General features: G+C 38.8%; 20 protein-coding genes. 18 read left to right on the top strand and 2 right to left on the bottom strand.

Annotated elements, in window-relative coordinates:
• Window positions 1-81 precede the first annotated feature (81 nt).
• From J2S74_RS20105 to J2S74_RS20060, 10 genes are all read left to right on the top strand, one after another.
• Window positions 82-1,140: a TRAP transporter substrate-binding protein gene (locus J2S74_RS20105; RefSeq protein ID WP_307329258.1), complete on the top strand. Its 1,059-nt coding sequence runs from the start codon at window positions 82-84 to the stop codon at window positions 1,138-1,140.
• Window positions 1,141-1,207: 67 nt separating this feature from the next.
• Entirely contained in the window at window positions 1,208-1,705 is a 498-nt protein-coding gene (locus tag J2S74_RS20100; protein WP_307329255.1) for a TRAP transporter small permease, read from the top strand.
• A 4-nt stretch (window positions 1,706-1,709) separates the two neighbouring features.
• Window positions 1,710-2,990: a TRAP transporter large permease gene (locus J2S74_RS20095; protein ID WP_307329251.1), complete on the top strand. Its 1,281-nt coding sequence runs from the start codon at window positions 1,710-1,712 to the stop codon at window positions 2,988-2,990.
• 250 nt (window positions 2,991-3,240) lie between these two features.
• Complete coding sequence (locus tag J2S74_RS20090; RefSeq protein WP_307329248.1) at window positions 3,241-4,098, top strand: 6-phosphofructokinase; 858 nt, start codon at window positions 3,241-3,243, stop codon at window positions 4,096-4,098.
• Between the two features lie 26 nt (window positions 4,099-4,124).
• The gene (gene tkt / locus J2S74_RS20085) at window positions 4,125-6,143 is read left to right on the top strand and encodes a transketolase (protein WP_307329245.1); all 2,019 of its coding nucleotides are present in this window, start codon (window positions 4,125-4,127) and stop codon (window positions 6,141-6,143) included.
• 180 nt (window positions 6,144-6,323) lie between these two features.
• Complete coding sequence (locus tag J2S74_RS20080) at window positions 6,324-7,928, top strand: ABC transporter substrate-binding protein (protein ID WP_307329242.1); 1,605 nt, start codon at window positions 6,324-6,326, stop codon at window positions 7,926-7,928.
• Window positions 7,916-8,923, top strand: a complete 1,008-nt coding sequence (locus J2S74_RS20075) for an ABC transporter permease (protein ID WP_307329239.1) — start codon at window positions 7,916-7,918, stop codon at window positions 8,921-8,923. Before J2S74_RS20080 ends, J2S74_RS20075 begins: the two co-directional genes overlap by 13 nt.
• A gap of 5 nt (window positions 8,924-8,928) precedes the next feature.
• Window positions 8,929-9,786 (top strand): ABC transporter permease, encoded by an 858-nt coding sequence (locus J2S74_RS20070; protein WP_370876045.1) that lies wholly within the window; start codon window positions 8,929-8,931, stop codon window positions 9,784-9,786.
• A gap of 24 nt (window positions 9,787-9,810) precedes the next feature.
• Window positions 9,811-10,734, top strand: a complete 924-nt coding sequence (locus J2S74_RS20065; RefSeq protein ID WP_307329234.1) for an ABC transporter ATP-binding protein — start codon at window positions 9,811-9,813, stop codon at window positions 10,732-10,734.
• Window positions 10,724-11,347: an ABC transporter ATP-binding protein gene (locus J2S74_RS20060; RefSeq protein ID WP_307329232.1), complete on the top strand. Its 624-nt coding sequence runs from the start codon at window positions 10,724-10,726 to the stop codon at window positions 11,345-11,347. The genes J2S74_RS20065 and J2S74_RS20060 overlap by 11 nt, the downstream gene beginning before the upstream one ends.
• 55 nt (window positions 11,348-11,402) lie before the next feature.
• On the opposite strand, the gene J2S74_RS20055 is transcribed toward J2S74_RS20060, so the two are convergent.
• A complete protein-coding gene (locus tag J2S74_RS20055) occupies window positions 11,403-12,785 on the bottom strand; it encodes a class II fumarate hydratase (protein WP_307329229.1) in 1,383 nt (460 codons plus the stop codon).
• A 149-nt stretch (window positions 12,786-12,934) separates the two neighbouring features.
• Here J2S74_RS20055 and J2S74_RS20050 point away from each other — a divergent pair, with 149 nt between their 5' ends.
• The 4 genes from J2S74_RS20050 to clpP all read left to right on the top strand — a co-directional run bounded on the left by J2S74_RS20050 (window position 12,935) and on the right by clpP (window position 15,726).
• Window positions 12,935-13,066 (top strand): VOC family protein, encoded by a 132-nt coding sequence (locus tag J2S74_RS20050; RefSeq protein WP_307329226.1) that lies wholly within the window; start codon window positions 12,935-12,937, stop codon window positions 13,064-13,066.
• 48 nt (window positions 13,067-13,114) lie between these two features.
• Window positions 13,115-14,032, top strand: a complete 918-nt coding sequence (locus tag J2S74_RS20045) for an aldo/keto reductase (RefSeq protein WP_307329224.1) — start codon at window positions 13,115-13,117, stop codon at window positions 14,030-14,032.
• Between the two features lie 342 nt (window positions 14,033-14,374).
• Window positions 14,375-15,112, top strand: a complete 738-nt coding sequence (locus tag J2S74_RS20040) for a sigma factor-like helix-turn-helix DNA-binding protein (RefSeq protein ID WP_307329221.1) — start codon at window positions 14,375-14,377, stop codon at window positions 15,110-15,112.
• A 29-nt stretch (window positions 15,113-15,141) separates the two neighbouring features.
• On the top strand, window positions 15,142-15,726 hold the full coding sequence (clpP, locus tag J2S74_RS20035; RefSeq protein ID WP_307329216.1) for an ATP-dependent Clp endopeptidase proteolytic subunit ClpP: 585 nt from the start codon (window positions 15,142-15,144) through the stop codon (window positions 15,724-15,726).
• Window positions 15,727-15,760: 34 nt separating this feature from the next.
• Here the strand turns inward: clpP and J2S74_RS20030 are convergent, their stop codons facing one another.
• Entirely contained in the window at window positions 15,761-17,002 is a 1,242-nt protein-coding gene (locus tag J2S74_RS20030) for a DUF438 domain-containing protein (RefSeq protein ID WP_307329212.1), read from the bottom strand.
• A gap of 380 nt (window positions 17,003-17,382) precedes the next feature.
• Between J2S74_RS20030 and J2S74_RS20025 the strand changes: the two genes are divergently transcribed.
• The 4 genes from J2S74_RS20025 to J2S74_RS20010 all read left to right on the top strand — a co-directional run bounded on the left by J2S74_RS20025 (window position 17,383) and on the right by J2S74_RS20010 (window position 19,879).
• On the top strand, window positions 17,383-18,369 hold the full coding sequence (locus J2S74_RS20025) for a nuclease-related domain-containing protein (RefSeq protein ID WP_307329210.1): 987 nt from the start codon (window positions 17,383-17,385) through the stop codon (window positions 18,367-18,369).
• A 67-nt stretch (window positions 18,370-18,436) separates the two neighbouring features.
• Entirely contained in the window at window positions 18,437-19,126 is a 690-nt protein-coding gene (locus J2S74_RS20020; RefSeq protein WP_307329208.1) for an AIM24 family protein, read from the top strand.
• 152 nt (window positions 19,127-19,278) lie between these two features.
• Entirely contained in the window at window positions 19,279-19,635 is a 357-nt protein-coding gene (locus tag J2S74_RS20015; RefSeq protein WP_307329205.1) for a hypothetical protein, read from the top strand.
• On the top strand, window positions 19,628-19,879 hold the full coding sequence (locus J2S74_RS20010) for a hypothetical protein (protein ID WP_307329201.1): 252 nt from the start codon (window positions 19,628-19,630) through the stop codon (window positions 19,877-19,879). The genes J2S74_RS20015 and J2S74_RS20010 overlap by 8 nt, the downstream gene beginning before the upstream one ends.
• Window positions 19,880-20,507 lie beyond the last annotated feature (628 nt).

The following is a 20,507-nucleotide window of genomic DNA, read 5'->3' as shown; positions in this document are numbered from 1 at the left end:
TTTATAATAGACTTACATTATAGTTTGTTCGCCAAACAAACTATAATGTTGAGATTAATAATTATCAAGGGGGATTAAAGGATGAAGAAAAGGTTACTTACTTTATTATCCATGCTGTTCTTAGCAGCAATCGTGCTAGTAGCATGTGGAGGAAATGATTCACCAGCAAATGACACTGAAACTGATAATGGAAACGGAAGCGCTGATGAAGAAACATCGGAAGGGACAGAAGAAGCTGTCGAAACGGTAACGTTAAGACTAGCTGAAAATCACCCTGAAGATTATCCAACTACAATAGGTAATAAAGAATTTGCTAGATTGGTAGAAGAAAAGACAAACGGTAGATATAAAATTGAAGTATATGCAGGTGGACAATTAGGACAAGAATCACAGGTCCTTGAGCAAGTACAGCTAGGGACTATTGAGCTTGCACGTGTTAACGCTATTCCATTAACGCAGTTCTCCGACCAAATTGGAGTTCTTTCCATGCCATACTTATTTGATGATGAAGAAGCAAAATGGGAAAAGCTAAACGGGGAAGTTGGTCAAGATCTTTTGGCTACACTTGATGGATCTAATTTAGTAGGACTTGCCTTTTATGACTCAGGAGAAAGAAGCTTCTATAATTCGGAGCGTCCAATTCGCACTCCAGAAGATATGAAAGGGTTGCAAATTCGCGTACAGTCATCTGAACTTGCCATTGATATTGTAGAAGCTCTAGGCGGTTCAGCAACACCAATGGAGTTTGGTGAGGTATATTCGGCACTACAAACAGGCGTAATTGATGGAGCGGAAAATAACTTCCCGAGCTATTACACAACCAACCATTATCAAGTTGCTAAATATTTTACAGTAAATGGTTACCAGGGAACACCTGAAGTATTGTTAGCATCACAAAGCTTATGGGACAAATTAAGTGAAGAAGATCAACAAATTTTCCGCGAAGCAGCATTAGAATCAGTCGCTGTCCAACGTGCAGCATGGGCTGAGCTAACGGAGAAAGCTAAAAATGCAGTTGTTGAAGGAGGAAGTGAGCTTATTGAAGTGGATGATATTACACCATGGAGAGAAGCAGTTCAACCTGTTTATGACAAATACGGTGCTCAATTTGAAGAATGGATTGAAAGATTAACACAATAAATATTTATTGAAAGTGGAAGGTGGGATGTATTCCCACTTTCCTGTTTATATGAAGGAGGATTCAACGATGAAGGTTGTAAAAATGATCAAAACCGGTCTTGACCGCATACTTTTAGTATCTTCCTTAACGCTGCTAACGGCAATGGTAGTGGTTATTATTTATCAAGTATTTTCTAGGCAAGTTCTTGGTACGGCACCTGCATGGAGTGAGGAAGTTTCACGCTTACTGTTTGTATGGGTGAGCTTCTTAGGTATTGCTTACGGGTTTAAAGAAAAAGTCCATATTGGTGTTGGTCTTGTGGTCAATAAGCTTCCTGAAAAAGTACAGGATGCATTCGATTATTTTGCAAAAATATTGGTCATTGGATTTGGAATTCTTATGATTCACTACGGATGGCAATTTACTGTCTTGACTAGTACTTCTACGATGCCAGGTACAGGAATGCCTTCTAGTATGTTATATGTTGTCATTCCTATAGCGGGAGCCTTTGTTACTTTCAATGGAATAGAGTTGTTATTTAGAAAAGGGATGCATCAGAAGCTAGATGACGTAATCGAGGAGTGAGAAAATGGATGTTTTAATTTTATTAGGCAGTTTTTTACTATTAATTATGTTTAGAGTTCCAATTGCCCTTGCCCTTATTTTATCTTCCTTAATTACAGGACTTTATATGGATATAAATCTAGCTGCCCTTATGCAAAGAATGGTAGGGGGATTAAATTCCTTTTCTTTATTGGCGATACCTTTCTTTGTTTTAGCAGGGGAAATAATGAATGAGGGTGGAATTTCTCGAAGGTTAATAAATTTATCTAACGTTATTATCGGTAAGATCAGGGGCGGTCTCGCAATGATGAATGTATTGGCTAGTACCTTTTTTGGCGGTATTTCAGGTTCTGCTATCGCTGATACATCGTCTGTAGGTTCCGTTATGATTCCTATGATGAAAAAGCAAGGTTATGATTCCAATTTTGCTGTTGCTACAACCATTTCTAGTTCTGCTCAAGGAGTTATGATTCCTCCAAGTCATAACATGATTATTTACTCAACAGCTGCTGGTGGTATATCCGTTGGGGCTCTATTTATGGGAGGACTAGTTCCAGGGTTGTTACTTGGTTTTGCATTAATGGTAATTACCTACATTCTTTCAGTTAAAAGAAACTATCCAAAAGGAGAAGCTGTTCAAGCAAAAGATATTCCCAGAATTGTATGGGAAGGTTTGTTAGGTCTTTTTACTGCAGTCATTATTCTTGGTGGTATTATTAGCGGTTTTTTTACTGTTACTGAATCTGCTGCAATCGGAACATTGTACGCATTTATCATTACTTTCTTTGTATATAGAGATATAAAGATCACTAGAATGGGAGTTATTTTACAGCGTACATTTAAAACCCTTTCCATGGTACTATTCTTAATTGCTGCATCTTCTGCATTTGGATGGCTGTTGGCTTTATTAAAAGTACCTGCAATGGTGTCGAACACATTAATAAGTCTTTCACCAAATGATATCGTAACAATCTTACTAATTGTTATTATCCTATTAGCATTAGGAATGATCATGGACATGGCACCGTTAATTTTAATTGCAACGCCAATTTTATTACCAGTAGCAACTGCGGTAGGGATGGACCCTGTACATTTTGGGGTAGTCTTAATTCTATGTTTAGCCATTGGATTAATTACTCCTCCAGTTGGTACAGTTTTGTTTGTTGGGTCAGCAATCGGCAGAATATCTATTGAAGAATCTACCAAAGGTCTATTACCATTTTATATAGTAATGCTTGTTATTTTATTTATCGTTGCATTTGTTCCAGAACTTACCTTATTTTTACCTAATATATTAGGAGAATAGCTAGATAATTAAAAGGGATTTCTAATAGGGTGGGTCAAAGAATGGTTTTCAACCATTTTGACTCACCCTTATTTATTTGAAGAAAAAGTAAGAGAATTTTAACTATTGGCCGATTAGGATTGACTAATAAACAAAATAGTGATACTCTACAATTAATTAATTTGTTTATCAAACAAATTAATTAATAAAATGTCTACATAAAGTCTTTATGCAGGACTAAATTATAGAGCCAAAAAGGTGGTAGTTGATCGTGAAAATTGGATTGATAACAATAGAAGCAGGTGTTTCTATTGTTAATCAACTAACCTATGAAATAGTGAAAAAAAATCTTCATAAACATAAGTTTTATCGATTTGATGAAAAAGAAACCATCAGACCGTTCGGTGAAGAAGATTTGTACAATTGGAAAAAACTTGGAGGAAATTTACTTCGTAGTATTTCCTTGGAGGATGCACAGAAATTAAATAAAATTCAAGTTTCCTCACTGGATGGAGTCGTTGTAATGGGGGGAGAGGAGGCACTTCGTTTTTCCAAACAGCTTAGGGATATAAATAATATAAAGATATTATTTATTCCTGTATCCATCTATAACGAAATACCTGAGTCTCCAAGATCTCTTGGATACGATTCTGCACTAAATGCAGCCATAGAAGACATTTTTAAAGTAGAAGATACTGTATCATCGTGCAGGTATGATCAGTTCCGTCTTTTTGGTATTCAGTTGCCTGGAAAGCCAGGGAGTTTGTTAGAAAAGGATGTGGCCGATGCTGCGGGAGATGTAATTCGTTATTTAGATGTGGATTCACCAGATCGTTTATCCCATATATTACGTGAAAAAATAGATGCAGGACTAAACCACTCTTTACTAATTTTTGATGATATGACGGAATTAACACGATTAGAAGAATTAATAGAAGCTACACAACTGGATCTGTCCTGGAAAATAACCCAAATTAATGAGGCGCAATGTAGTGGGATGCACCCTACTGCCAGTGATCGAATTCTAGCTAACAAAATTGCAGATGTGCTGATCCAGTGGGTAGAGGGTGAAAAAAATTCAGGCTTACTTATACTTCAAGATAACAAAGTTACATTTAAAAATAATTAAAAGTGAACGAGGGGAGATTTCATTTTATGCAAAAGGTACTAAGTGAAAAACAACTGGAACAAATGGCTATTAACACGATTCGAACATTATCTATCGATGGGATTGAAAAGGCGAACTCTGGACACCCTGGTATGCCAATGGGAGCAGCTCCGATGGCGTATACTCTATGGGCAAAGGAGATGAACCATAATCCAGCAAACCCAGATTGGTTTAATCGAGACCGTTTTGTTTTGTCAGCTGGGCATGGTTCCATGTTATTGTACAGTATGCTTCATCTATTTGGTTACGATGTAACAATGGAAGATTTAAAAAGCTTCCGCCAATGGGGGAGTAAAACACCAGGACATCCAGAACTTGGTCACACTCCTGGAGTAGAAGCTACAACGGGTCCTTTAGGACAAGGAATCGCGATGGCTGTTGGTATGGCAATGGCAGAAAGACATTTAGCGAAAACCTACAATAAGGAAAAATTTAATATTGTAGATCACTTTACTTACGCTATTTGCGGTGATGGAGATTTAATGGAGGGAGTGTCAGCAGAAGCAGCTTCCCTTGCTGGTCACCTCAAGCTAGGACGTCTTGTAGTAATGTATGATTCCAACGATATTTCTTTAGACGGAGATTTGAATTTATCTTTCTCCGAAAGTGTAGAAGACCGTTTTAAAGCATATGGCTGGCAGGTTATTCGAGTAGAGGATGGAAATGATACATCGTCTATTCAGCAAGCAATACAAGAAGCGAAGGCTGATTTAAATCGTCCTACTTTAATTGAAGTAAAAACGGTGATTGGTTTCGGGTCTCCTAATAAGTCTGGTAAATCTGCCTCCCATGGTGCTCCACTAGGGAAGGACGAAGTTAAATTAACAAAAGAAGCGTATCATTGGCATGAACAAGAACCATTTTTTGTTCCGGAGGAAGTAGCTGATCATTACCGAGAGTTATCCGATCTTGGACAGCAAAAAGAGGAAGCATGGAATGAACTGTTTAGCCAGTATAAAAAAGCTTATCCTCTACTAGCAGAACAATTTGAAAAAGCAATTAAAGGAGAGCTTCCTGAAAATTGGGTGGATGCACTACCTGTTTTTGAAGAAGGAGAAGCATTAGCTACTAGAGCATCTTCTGGAAAAGCACTAAATGCTGCTGCCAATGCTGTTCCACAATTAATCGGTGGTTCTGCTGACTTAGCAGGTTCAAATAAAACTTTATTAACCTCTGAAAAAAACTATGGTATCGATAATTTTGCAGCACGAAATATATGGTTTGGGGTAAGGGAATTTGCCATGGGTGCTGCTATTAACGGAATGGCAATTCACGGAGGGGTAAAAGTATTCGGTGCTACGTTCTTTGTTTTCTCTGATTACTTGCGCCCGGCTATACGTTTAGCAGCATTAATGAAGCTTCCTGTCATTTATGTGTTTACACACGACAGCATTGCTGTTGGAGAGGATGGTCCGACACATGAACCGGTTGAACAGCTAGCATCTTTACGGGCAATGCCGGGACTTTCCATCATACGTCCAGCTGATGCCAATGAGACAGTGGCGGCATGGCGTTTAGCCATTGAAAGCACCGATACTCCTACGGCACTAGTATTAACTCGTCAAGACTTACCTACATTGACGAATGATAAAGAAGTTGTTTATGAGGGAGTTAAGAAAGGGGCTTATGTAGTTTCTAAAGCAAAAGGAGATACAGATGGTATATTACTTGCTTCCGGGTCAGAAGTGCCCCTAGCTTATGAAGCACAAAAAGAACTAGAGAAAGAAAATATATTCGTATCAGTTGTTAGTATGCCAAGCTGGGACCGTTTCAATAAACAGTCCCAACAATATAAGGAACAACTATTACCAAAAGATGTTAAAGCACGCCTTGCCATTGAAATGGGTTCCTCCCTTGGATGGAGAGAATATGTAGGCGATGGAGGAGCGGTCCTTGCTATTGACCAGTTTGGAGCGTCAGCACCAGCTAGTAAGCTCCTTGAGGAATACGGGTTTACCGTTGAAAACGTAGTTAGAAACTTTAAAGAAGTATTATCGAAACAATAATAATTAATAGTGGGTGGGTGAAGAGGTTTAAACAACCTTTTGACTCACCCATTTCTCTATGTATATACTAAATACAATATTTTAAGATTTATAGGAATAGTCGAATTATTCTTGAAAAATAACATTCTTACATTCGTTAAGTCAAACAAGAAAATAAAATTGTACAAGGAGAGACACATAATGAAAAACACACGTTTCCTTATTTTTTTACTATTCATTGCAGCTATTCTTGTGAGCGGATGCTCACGAGACTCCAATGAGAGTGAAGCATCATTAATAGAAAATAAAAGGGATGAATTAATTCTGGCAATTGGGGCGGAGCCGGAAACAGGCTTTGATCCTACTACCGGTTGGGGGCGCTACGGTTCCCCACTGTTTCAAAGTACACTACTAAAACGGGACCATAACTTAGCTGTGAAAAAGGACTTGGCTGAAAACTACGAAATTAGCAGCGATGGTCTCGTATGGACAGTGGAACTCCGGGATGATGTAGTATTTTCTGATGGAGAAGCTCTCACTGCGAGAGATGTGAAATTTACTTTTGAAACAGCTTTAAAGAACGGATCTATTTTAGACCTTACGATTCTTGACAGCATAGAGGTGAAAGATGACTACACCGTTTATTTTCATTTGAAAAAACCACAATCTACTTTTATTGACTCTTTAATTACACTAGGGATAGTTCCGGAACATGCTTATGATGAAACCTATGCTGAAAATCCGATTGGTTCAGGACCATACAAGCTTTTGCAATGGGATAAAGGCCAGCAAATTATTGTGGAAGCTAATCCTTACTATTATAATAGTCTTCCTTTTTTCCAAAAGGTTACATTCTTGTTTTTAAACGAAGACGCTGCCTTCGGGGCAGCTAGGTCTGGGCAGGTGGATATGGCTTCTATTCCAGCGACCTTTAGTCTTCAAGACGTACCAGGAATGCGCTTAGAATCTATCAATAGTGTGGATAACCGGGGAATAATGTTTCCATATAAAGCAAGTGGGCAGCAAACGGAAGAGGGTCATGCTATCGGAAATGACGTAACAGCAGACCTTGCCATTCGTAAAGCCATTAATATTGCTGTTAATAGACAAGCATTAGTTGAAGGAGTTTTAGAAAGTCACGGAACACCGGCCTATACAATCGCTGATCAGCTTCCTTGGTGGAACCCAGATACGGTTATTGTAGACAATGATATGGAACTGGCGTCTCTCATTTTAGAAGAGGATGGATGGGAAGATGTGAACGGTGATGGAATTCTCCAGAAGGATTCCTTAAAGGCAGAGTTTACCCTTCTTTATCCTGCAAGTGATTCTACGAGACAATCTCTCGCTATTGCTGTTGCTGATATGATCAAGCCTTTAGGAATTAATATAATTGTGGAAGGTAAGAGCTGGGATGAGATTCAATCCTCTATGCACGCCAATGCTGTTTTAATGGGCTGGGGAAGTCATGATCCTTTAGAGATGTACCATGTATACAGCGGAGAAATGATGGGTGTAGAGTGGTTTAACCCAGGCTATTATTCAAATGAAACTGTGGACCAGTATTTTCTGAAGGCATTAGCTGCCACTAGTGAAGAAGAAGCTATAAACTATTGGAAAAAAGCCCAATGGGATGGTAAAACGGGTTTTAGTACAAAGGGAGATTCCCCTTGGGCATGGCTTGTGAATATTAATCACCTGTTCTTAGTAAATGAGAAATTGGATATTGGCCAGCAAAAAATTCAGCCTCACGCCCACGGTTGGCCTATTACAGACAATATAGTAGAGTGGAAATGGAAAGAGTAGGAGGTAAGAACTTGCTCCTCCCTTTGCTTTTTCTAAAAAAATTTATTCGCCTTGCTTCCCTTTTATTTGCTGTTTGTATCCTTTCTTTTTTCCTTGTAAACAAGTCACCTGTAGATCCTATTCAAGCTTATGTTGGTGCAGATATGATGAGGGTTGGACCAGAACAGCGAGAAAAAATTGCCGAGCATTGGGGTCTAGATAAAACTCCAGTGGAACAGTTTTACCACTGGAGCTCCGCGATTGTGCGGGGGGATTTTGGTACATCTATGATATATAGGCAGCCTGTATTAGATGTCATTAAAGATAAATTTATTTATTCCTTTGCCCTAATGCTTGCAGCTTGGATTCTTTCTGGTGTAATTGGTTTTTTACTGGGAATTATTGCAGCAGTAAAAAGAGATTCATGGATTGATAGACTAATTAAACTCTATTGCTACACATTGGCATCTACACCTGCCTTTTGGATAGGAATTCTCCTACTCTTAATTTTTGCTGTCGGGTTAGGGTGGCTGCCAATTGGGCTTGGAGTTCCTGCTGGTGTCCTTACAGAAGAGGTAACTGTAATAGACAGGGTTAGACATTTTATTTTACCAGCAATTACATTAAGTATAGTTGGTGTGGTTAATGTGGCACTCCATACGAGGCAGAAGCTTATAGATGTCCTTCAAAGTGATTACGTGTTGTTCGCAAGAGCAAGAGGGGAGAAAGGTTTTTCATTAATTTGGAGACACGGAATTCGTAACATTGCCTTGCCAGCCCTCACATTACAGTTTGCCGCTTTTGGTGAATTGTTTGGGGGAGCGGTGCTAGTGGAACTGGTCTTTTCCTATCCTGGATTGGGGCAAGCAACTGTGGAAGCTGGCTTAAGAGGAGATGTGCCTCTCTTGCTAGGGTTAGTCATCTTTAGTACCTTATTTGTGTTCATTGGAAATCTTCTTGCGGATCTTATTTATCTTGTTGTGGACCCGAGGACTAAAGAGAGGGAAGCAATATGAGTAGTATGATGAAAATGGTGAAGTTTAGTATACAACCTTTTATTTCATTAAATGGAAGACAGCGCTCTTTTATGACATTGGTAATCGTATCCCTTCTATTATTATGTGTTATTCTTGGGGGATTGGTATTAAGTAATGAACGAATTGCAACGGATTTAGGAAATCGTAATCTAGGCCCATCCCTTGCCCATCCCTTTGGAACAGACTGGCTTGGCAGGGATATGCTTACCCGTACCCTAAAAGGGCTGACTTTAAGTATTGGTGTGGGGTTAACGGCTGCTGCAGCGAGTGTAACCATTGCTCTTATTTTAGGGATGCTGGCTGCAACGATGGGGAAAGTAGTGGACAGCATTATTTCATGGTTAGTGGATTTATTTTTAAGTGTTCCTCATTTAGTTATGTTAATGTTAATCTCCTTTGCTTTAGGAGGAGGAATAAAAGGAGTAGTCATTGGACTCGCCCTTACCCATTGGCCAAGCTTAACTCGCGTGATTCGGGCAGAGGTAATGCAGCTGAGGTCTGCTGAATATGTGGAAGTATCGAAACGCTTAGGGAAATCCCGATGGTTTATTGGAAGGAAGCATCTCTTCCCCCATGTTGCTCCACAGTTAATGGTAGGTTTATTCTTACTGTTTCCTCATGCTATTCTTCACGAAGCGGCAATTACTTTTATAGGGATGGGCTTATCTCCACACCAACCAGCTATTGGTATCATTCTCTCGGAGTCAATGCGTTATTTATCAACAGAAATGTGGTGGCTCGCCATATTCCCAGGACTTTCTTTATTACTTGTTGTACGGTCGTTCGATATCATTGGTGAGCATCTACGATCCAGATTGGATCCCCATCGGGCTCATGACTAAATTAATCTTATGGGGGAGAAAAGAATGCCACTAGTAGAAGTAGATGATTTATCCGTTTCCTTTAAACAGTATACAAAGGGATTCAAACATAAAGAGGTAAAGGTGATTCATAATTTAAGTTTTTCTATAAACGCAGGAGAAATTGTTGCTGTTGTAGGATCTAGCGGCTCCGGAAAAAGCTTGCTAGCACATGCCATACTTGGAATTTTACCAAGAAACGCAAATGTTAGTGGAACAATCCATTATGATGGTAAAGAACTTACCCCTTCTTTACAAGAGAAATTACGTGGGAAGGAGCTAGCTTTTGTCCCTCAGTCAGTAAATTTTTTAAATCCATTAATGGAAGTGGAGAAACAGGTAAGGGGAGCGTTAAAGGGTAAAGACTCTTTTAAAACGCAAAAAGAGATTTTTGAGAAATATAATTTATCTACCGACGTAGAGAAGCTGTATCCCTTCCAGTTATCTGGGGGAATGGCTCGTCGTATTCTTGTATCAACAGCAGTAATCAATAAGGCAAAATTCATTATCGCCGATGAACCAACGCCTGGCCTAGACCAAACAGTAGTAAAGGAGGCACTATCCTCTTTTAAGGCATTTGCAGACAATGGAACTGCTGTTATGTTCATTACCCATGACATTCAATCGGCCTTAAGTGTTGCAGATAAAATTGCAGTCTTTTATGCTGGGACAACAGTTGAAGTTGCCCCAGTTGAAGACTTCACTGGTAGTGGAGAAAGGTTAAGACATCCTTATTCTAAAGCTTTATGGAGAGCTCTGCCACAAAATGAGTTTCGCCCGATCCCAGGTTCTCAACCAAAAGGGGATGAATTGCCAAGGGGATGTTTGTTTGCACCAAGATGTGACATGACCACAACGGAATGCCTTGAACACTTGCCAGAAAAAAGAGTACTTCGAAATGGAATGGTGAGGTGTATTCATGCAACTTGAAGCTAGAAATGTAAGTTTTCGTTACAGGAGAAAAAAATGGCTTTTTCGTGATATAAATCTTACTGTTCAACCTGGTGAAGTGGTAGGACTAGCCGGTCCAAGCGGGTGTGGTAAAACTACATTAGCGAGGATACTAGCAGGATATGAAAAGCCCAGTAACGGGACAGTTTTATTTAATGATGCCCCGTTACCAAAAACAGGTTATCATCCTATTCAGCTTGTATTTCAACATCCAGAAAAGGCAATCAACCCAAAATGGCCTATGAAAGCAGTATTAGAGGAAGCGGGGAATTTAGATGTTGAACTTCTGGAACGACTAGGTATACAGGAAAATTGGCTCCAACGTTGGCCGAATGAATTATCAGGGGGAGAGCTGCAGCGATTTTGTATAGCAAGGGCCCTTGGTCCCGGTACCCAGTTTCTCATCGCTGATGAAATGACAACGATGCTTGATACTATTACCCAAGCACAAATTTGGCATGGGGTAATGGATATAGTGAGAAATCGTAATATAGGGATTATTATTATTAGTCATGATACCGTTCTTCTGAAACGATTAGTATCTAGATATATTGATTTTCCTTTATTAAATAAGGACAAAGTAAGTTATTAAATGGAATAGATGGTAACTTTATAGGACAATATTTCCTTGTAAAGCTACCACCTAATTATATGAATCCTTTTGGGTCTAAGGCTTTCTCTATTTTTTTCGACAACATGCCTTTTTCTTCTAGGACTTGCTTCAGTGTTTTCTTTTCTTCGTCTGCTTGCATACCAATTTGTGAAGCTTTATCGTAGCCAAGGATTGGACTTAACCCTGTCACTAAAGCAAGGCTTGCTTCCATCCAGTGGTTACACGTATCTTCATTTGCTTGTATCCCTGCGATACACTTCTCCACTAGTGTGGCAACGGCATTCGTTAATATTTCAATGGAATCTAAAAACGTATGGGCTATAACAGGCATCATCACATTGATCTCCAATTGGCTTGCTGTTCCAGCTGTTGTTACAGAGGCTTCCGCACCGATTATTTGACAGCATACCATATGAGTCATTTCTAGTATGGCCGGATTTACCTTTCCTGGCATAATCGTAGAACCCGGTTGTACAGAAGGGAGAGTAATTTCCTCTAACCCCGTACGTGGACCTGAGCTTAATAGTCGCAAATCACTGGTTATCTTTATTAGATGAACGGCCAATTCTTTCATGGCCATCATTACACGAATAGGAGCGTTTCGATTTTGCATAAAGCTAAACATGTTTTCCGGTTCCCGGAAAGGAAGGTTCGTTCGACTGCTAATCTCCTTTATTATTTTCGGAGGATAATTAGGATCTAAATTTCCTAATGTTCCAATGGCTTTTCCACCTAAACCAAGTTCATACAATGCGTCTGTTGTTCGATTAATTTGCTCATAGCATTCCTTAATTGTCCCTGCATAGCCGTAGAACTCCTGCCCTAAACGTATGGGAATAGCATCATGTAGGTGTGTCCGTCCGCTTTTTAATACATCTTTAAATTCTTCGGATTTCTTCTCGAGCGATTGTTGTAATTCAAATAAGGCAGGCAACAAACCATGGACGATATTTTCTACCGCAGCTATATTTAATGCTGATGGAAAGGTATCATTCGTGGATTGGGACATATTTACATGGTCGTTTGGATGAATTCGGCCAGTATCAGTTGCACCACCTGCGATTTCTGAAGCACGGTTCGCAATCACTTCGTTGGCATTCATGTTCTGGGAGGTTCCTGCTCCTGCTTGGTACACATCAATAACAAAGTGTTCATCCCATTTTCCTTCTATTACTTCTTCTGATGCGGTTATAATTGCTTGTCCAACGGCATCAGGAAGCAAGCCTAATTCCATATTTGTTTTTGCAGCAGCAGCTTTAATGATCCCTTGGGCTTTGATAAAGGAACGGGGAAATCTTCTACCGCTAATTTGAAAGTTATCTAGAGCACGTTGGGTTTGAGATCCGTAATAGGCCTTTTCAGGAAGTGGAATTTTTCCTAAAGGATCTTTTTCTGTACGGTAGTTCTGAGAACTCATGATATTTCTCCTTTGATCTATAATATGTATATAAAATATCGTACTTATTGTTTCCATTGTGAGTGTTAACATTCGTCTAGTAACGGAGCAGATAATTTGTTTTAGCCAAATCAATATCTTATGATGATAGCTAATAAGAAGAAGAGGAGTTGTCCGCTTTTTTAAGCCATTTAGTAGAGAACGGTGTACAAATAGGGGCATCCGATCATTTAGTTAGTGAAGCTTTTAATAAGCTTGGAGAAGCGGAAGGCGGCGACTCCAACGACGAGCGTGGCATCTAGAGAAAAACTAGCCTAAATAAAAATTGGCATAGAAAGGGATTCATTTAGATGAAGAAAATTAAGTTAGGTAACAGTGATTTACAGGTTGGTGAAATCTCATTAGGCTGCATGCGGATGGCAAGCCTTTCGAATGAAGAGGCAGCCCATGTTATTGAAACCGCTTTGGAGGTTGGGGTCCATTTATTTGACCACGCAGATATTTATGGGGGTGGGAAATCGGAAGAAGTTTTTGCCGATGCCGTGGGAATGACTCCATCTGTTCGTGAAAAAATGATACTCCAAACGAAATGTGGTATTCGCAAGGGATTCTTTGATTTTTCTAAGGAGCATATTCTAAATTCAGTAGATGGCAGTTTGCAGCGATTAAAGACCGATTACATAGACATTTTACTTCTTCACCGCCCAGATGCTCTAATGGAACCGGAAGAAGTTGCGGAAGCTTTCTCTCAACTGAAGGAAAGTGGTAAGGTCCGTCATTTTGGTGTTAGTAACCAAAATCCAATGCAAATAGAATTGTTGAAAAAATATTTGGATGTGGATTTAATCGTTAATCAGCTTCAATTAAGTATTATGCATACACCAATGATTGATGCAGGTTTGAACGTCAATATGCAGAACGATCCATCCATTGTTCGTGACAGTGGGGTACTGGAATACTGCCGGTTGAACAACATTACCATTCAACCGTGGTCACCTTTCCAATATGGAATGATAAAGGGGTCGTTTGTAGGGAATGCTGATTTCCCAGAGGTAAATGCTAAATTGCAGGAAATGGCTGAAAAATACGGAGTCACTGATTCTACCATAGCTATTGCCTGGCTTTTACGTCACCCTGCAAAAATGCAGCCAGTTGTTGGAACGATGAATCCTGAGAGACTAAAGGTTATTGCAGCAGCATCAGGTATTGAGTTAACAAGGGAAGAATGGTATGAACTTTACCGTTCGGCAGGAAATGTATTACCTTAAGCAATTGGGAATACGGCTAACTTATTATAAGTTAGTCGTATTTTATTTGGTGGTATTTTGTTGTTTTTTGTCGAAAATGGTCTGATCGCACATAGGAGGTTAATAATCGCACATATAAGCGTGGAAATAGCACATACAGGGGCCAAAATCGCACATAGCCCCATTAGAATTGCACATATAAATTATCTCCCCCCAATTAAGAGCCAATTGTTTAACATAAAATGTTAAAAACATATAATAAGGTTACAGAAATTCACTTTTAAATAAAAAAATGAACCTTCCCCATATCTTTTTTTGCCTCTCGATCGTTTAAGAGGTGAGAGGAACAAAGGAGTGAGTAGATTGTCTGTTAAAATAACGAAAAAAAGTGACCGTAATGTACAAGAGCAGGAGAACTTAAACCAAAACCAGATGAAGGAGCTTTATCAGCAATTGATCCGCTACTGCCATTTTTTATCCCGTGATAAATGGAGCGGTGAAGACTTAGCTCAGGAATCCATTTACAAAGCGATAAAGCAATATGGGCAAGTACCGGAAGAACTGAATGGAGCCCTCCTAAAGAGGATTGCTTACAACCATTGGGTAGATCAATCAAGAAAAATGGCTAGAGAAGTTATTGGTGAGGTCTCCGAGCAGCAAATAGTGAATAGAGCATTCCATATGGAGGCGACCAATTTCTTGGTCCAAGACCTTGTACAAAAGCTAACCCCAAAACAGTTAATTGTCTTTACATTGAAGGAAGCCTTTCAATATAAGATTTCAGAAGTTGCCCACATCCTTCGTATGACGGAACCAGCTGTGAAAGCTGCTTTAAAAAGGGCAAGGGTTAGATTGAAGACTCAATTCTATGAAGATCTAGCACCAATAACGGAGGTCCAATCGCAGTGGACAAAGGAGCTAGAAGAAATATTGCCTGAGGTTCTCGCTAAATGCTTAAAAGAACAGGACCCAACAAAGCTAATAAAAATCATTCCAAGCTTATTGAAGCCTGCGTCATCTGAACCAAGTCTGCTATTGCAACAGAACAAATCTGTACAGTCACACTCCTTCCATAATTGTTCCCTCTCCATGGCAGCATAAATGTAAAAGAATGTGGGAGGTAAAATAAAATGAATACCATTCCTTATGTTATTGAGCAATCCAACCGTGGGGAACGTTCCTATGATATTTATTCGAGGCTGTTAAAGGACCGTATTGTGATGGTCAGTGATGAAATCAATGATCATATGGCTAATAGTATTGTCGCTCAGTTACTATTTTTAGCTGCTGATGACCCGGAAAAGGATATTTCTCTTTATATTAATAGTCCTGGCGGCTCTACCTCCGCAGGGTTTGCCATCTACGATACGATGCAATTTATTAAGCCGGATGTTAGTACCATTTGTACTGGGATCGCTGCATCCATGGGGGCTATGCTCCTTCTTGCAGGGACAGAGGGAAAACGTTTCGCTCTCCAGAACAGCGAGATCATGATCCACCAACCATTAGGTGGTGCCCGTGGGCAGGCTTCCGACATAGAAATTTCCGCAAGACGCATTCTCAAGGTCCGGGAAAAACTCAACGAGATTATTTCAGAAAGAACCGGCCAGCCCTTGGAAAAAGTAGATCGAGATACGGACAGGGACTATTTCCTATCAGCCAAGGAAGCGAAAGATTATGGGATTATTGATGGTATTATAGGGGGAAAAAAATGAGGAGTGCCCAACCACGGGCACTCCTTCTTTCCTTTTATGACATCAATCGTTTTTCTCCGGTGATTTCTTGAATAGGCTTTATGTTTTGCGTAAACTCTAGTGTGCCACGGTAAGTACCTTCTCCATCCCTAACAGCAAAGTAACGGATCAACACATATTTATCTTTAAACGGAATCCAAAAGTCCTCCGACTCTTTTTTTCCAGACTTAAAGTCGTCTAGTAATGCCTCTACAATATGGGCACTATGCGGCGGGTGACAGTTCTGAACGGTTCGACCAATGACTGATTTCGTACGATGAAAAATACGTTCCTTCCCGTGTGAAAAATAGCGGACAACATCATTTTCATCTATAAACGTAATATCTACAGGAAGATGATTCATCATCAGCTCCAGCTGTTCCACCTTCAATACCCCAGTTTCTAGTTGTATTGTCCCATCCTTTACGATACCCTCTTCGGAAAAATCTGCACGTCGAGGCTCCCACTTTGCAGGAGGATCAATAAAGGTATAGCCAATTACATGCTCCTCATTAGCAATTTTGATCCACTCGTCTTCCGTAAGTTTCTCTATGGACATAGGCAGAAGAATATTTTCTTCTCTAAAAATCATTAGGAGGACCTCATCATGGATGAACTGTAAGGACTTGATTACTTCCTCTTTCGTCCATTGACCAGTTTCCAGCTGCTTTTTCAAGTCTTTAATTGCCCCTCGAATAAAGTCATCAATACTCCACATCATTTTGGAGGGACCGTTAATGCCGTATTTTTCGAGATAAGGGAAGAGTAGATTTTCCTTCCGACTATAATGTTTATCGATTTCCAAAAGGTCAGTTAAATCGGTATACAGGCTTTCGATGGTTTCCTTTTTGTCCTTTTCTTTAAACTGATCCGTATGTGGTTTTAACCTGTTATTGATGAGATTCGCTATTTCTTTATTTTCTAGAAAAAATGTGTGTACAGGATGACCAACCTGGTATTGAGGCTCCGTTTTTTCTTTTTTCGTCTCAGCAAACCCGAAAGCTTCCTTGAAAAATTCCGTATGGACCGAACAAACTCGTCGAACCTCTTCAGGACTGATCCCTTCTTCCTGCATAAGCTCATGCTCCATTTTGGAAAGTTCACTTATCAAAATTTTATCTATTTTTCCATCATAACGCTTCTTCACTTCATCAGGATCCACCCCAGAGTGAAGTTCCTTAAGAATTTGCTTTAACAATTGCTGTCTTTCCGTTATTTCCGTTGTTAACACTTCACGATTATTTATCATTTCGCTCATGGCTAGCCCCCCTTATATCCTCTATTGGTCTAAATCTTATCATGGAGTTGAGCCTGAGGATGTGACCAGCATCACCAGCAAGAATTTTGTGAAAAATCGGTTGGAGGGATTGTCAGTCGGGAAACTTGGCTTTTATGGTCGAATTTTGACTAATTTCATCGAATCGCACATAGGAGGTGGAAAATCGCACATAGAAAATATGTTATCGCACATAGAACTAAGTTTATCGCACATATACAGCCCGAAATCGCACATAGAAAAACTAAAATTATAGGGAATCCTCAAAAAAGACAAATTTTGTTCACAATTAGGGGAAATTTCTATAGGAAACGTAACCTAAAACCTCGAATTAAAACAAAAAATAGAAGGAGTGTGTTATTTTGATTAAAAAACCCCGTACAATGCCTCTTAGCATTCGTAAACTTCAAGCTATTCTTCGCAGGTTACCCTACCACCATCCAATGAGAGCTAAGCTTGAGGAAGATTTAAGAAAACGGTTATCGGGACAAAAAGGTGAGGCGTCTTTAGACTACATTTTGAGTTTTTTACCAGAGGAGGATTATCTCATTTTTCACGGTCTCCGGCTTACGGCGGACGGAAAATATTTTTTTCAAATGGATACCTTGCTAGTATCACCTTATTTTCTATTAAACCTCGAAGCTAAAAATTTGAGAGGGGAGCTTTATTTCGATGATGTAATTAAACAGCTTGTACAGCGGGTCGATGGTGATCAGAAAACCTATGCTGATCCTATCATTCAGGTGAAAAATCAGGTTGTTCAGCTGAATAGATGGTTGCGCAAAAACAAATTTGCCCAAATTCCTATTGAGTCCCACGTTGTAAATACAAATTCCAATACCCATATTTCCAGATCCCCAACTTATGATGAATGTTCCAAAAAGGTAATCCAAAGTAGTCAAATTTATGAAAAAATTAAGCAATATGAAAAGATCCACCATAATGAAAAGCTCTCCAAAAGAGATCTCCGCGGATTAACAAGCTGTCTACTTAAACAACATACTCCCCATATCCCAGATTTACTAACTAAATACAACATCCAAAAGGAAGAGCTAAAAAAGGGGGTTCATTGTCCTAAATGCCAGGCTATTCCTATGATTAGAAGTAAAGGTATTTGGACCTGCAGCAATCATCAATGTCATTTCGAATCCAAGATTACTCATATTGAGGCTATAAAAGATTATGCTCTTATTTATGGACGTACTATAACCGTCAAACAACTAAGGGCTTTTTTAAACATTAAATCAAGATATACTGCGAATAGAATAATAAAATCCTTAAACTTCCCATTTGAGGGGAAAAATAAATGGCGGGTGTATACTATTCCTTTTGCATTTTTAGATCCATAAGGTATGAAACTTTTCCTGAAACTAAACGTAGAATTGATCAGGTAAATTTAAGAGAGGAGTAGGGAAGATGAGTAAATATTCGATTGATGAATTTATAAGGCAGACGGTACAGAATGAACGGAGTACGGAGTTTTTTGAGTTAGAAACGCCAAGAATTCTAGAGGTGAATTTGAAAGATAAGGTCTGGGCAAAAATGGGTTCCATGGTCGCATATAATGGAAGAATTAAATTTGAAAGGGAAGGTATATTGGAGCATGGGGTTGGCCGCATGCTAAAGAAGGCTTTCACTAATGAAGGAATTCAATTAATGAAAGCCCAAGGGAATGGAGAATTATATTTAGCGGACCAAGGTAAAAAAATTTCCATACTGGAATTAGATAATGATACTATAACGGTTAATGGAAATGATTTGTTAGCTTTTGAGCCAGGAATTGATTGGGATATTAAGATGATGAAAAAAATAGCTGGGATGATGTCCGGGGGATTGTTTAATATAACCCTGTCTGGACGGGGAATGGTAGCAATCACTTCCCACTACGAACCGTTGACTTTACTTGTTCGCCCGGGGATTCCCGTTATGACAGACCCACAGGCTACTGTTGCTTGGTCTGGCCATTTAGAGCCTAAAATCAGAACCGATATAAGCTACCGCACCTTACTAGGTCGAGGAAGTGGTGAGTCTTTCCAAATGGAGTTTTCCGGAGAAGGATTTATCATCGTCCAGTCGGTAGAGGAAGGTGTTCAATCAAAAGAATAATAAACAAAAAGGCGTCCATTGGCAAAAATTTATCAATGGGCGCTTATTTGTATCTTAATTATACAACTAAATAGAAATAGTTTCGGAAAAATTTGGATAAAAAATGGTAAAATAGATTAAAAGATTGTAACGTAATACGAAGGAGTTTTTTGATGGGGGTCATCCGTTCTATTTCTTTATTAATAGTTAGCTTCATTTTTACAATTCTAATACTAGTGGGAAGTTATCTCCTTCTAAGTGCCATGTGGGGAACGGTTGTTTCATTAATAGGGCTAGCTATTTTGTTTTCTTTCATTATATATTCCATTATTGGTTTAATTAGAGGGAGAATGAAATTGTTTCGATTAAAAACAAGGTTTAGTATCTTTCTAATTTTTACATATTTCACAGGAACAACAATCTTATTATTTATCGTGTGGTTAATTAATTACACCTTATATGACATTACTGGTGAAAATTTAACGGCAGAGGAGTTACTTAAGTTTATCCTATTTACTTACAATGTTTGACCTTGAAGAAGCAAAGGAGATGGCTCAAATTGCACTTGAGTTAACAAAAGACGAGCTATACGGAAATGTATCCTTTCATGAACAATGGCTGAATGAGATTTTAGAATTTAAATGCTTATTTAATGAAGGAAATAAATTGGAGGCATATAAAAGAATTCTGGAAAGTGAGCAGTTAGCCGTTCATGAAACGATTATGATAGAATTACTTTATCGTGCTCAGCAAGAGTTTCCGGAACAATTTTGATATTACTAAAACAAGTTTCTCCTTGAAACTTGTTTTTTTGCTTATATAAGACTTTTTAGGTTAAAGGTTTAGGAATAGCAATTTAAGACGAAAATGAATTTTGGGTAATCTTCTGATTTTACGATAAAACTCTTGAGAAAATTGTTCATTGAATGTTTTTAAGTTCGGAATTTGTGGAATATTATATGTGGTTGGTGAGGACAATTAACGGTTATATAACTTTTTTAGAAAGTAGTTGCGTGGAATTACTAAAGTGTGCTATAGTATATTCATGCCGTTAACGAAAGGAACTAAATAATTCTTTTGAAAAAAATGTTGCGGTTTGTTATTATTTGTGTTATGATAATTCTTGTCGCTAAAAAGCGATAAATTAATTTTATATTTTTAGCTTTCAGCTAAAAGAAATAAGTTGCGCAGAACCAGATCATTTGATATAATAGATTTTGTCGCAAAGGAAATAAAAAAAGTTGTTGACAACAAAATGTTATCCTGATATAATATAAGAGTTGTCGCTAAAACAACAAATTGACATTTTGACCTTTGAAAACTAAACAAAAAGCCAAGCGAAGTGGGATATGAACGTCGTATTTATACGACCGATCGAATATCCCGTCAATGAATTTTTAAA

The organism is Evansella vedderi, from assembly GCF_030813435.1.
GTDB lineage: Bacteria > Bacillota > Bacilli > Bacillales > Salisediminibacteriaceae > Evansella > Evansella vedderi.
The sequence above is the reverse complement of the archived record's forward strand: the minus strand, read 5'-3'. Positions and strand labels throughout refer to the sequence as shown.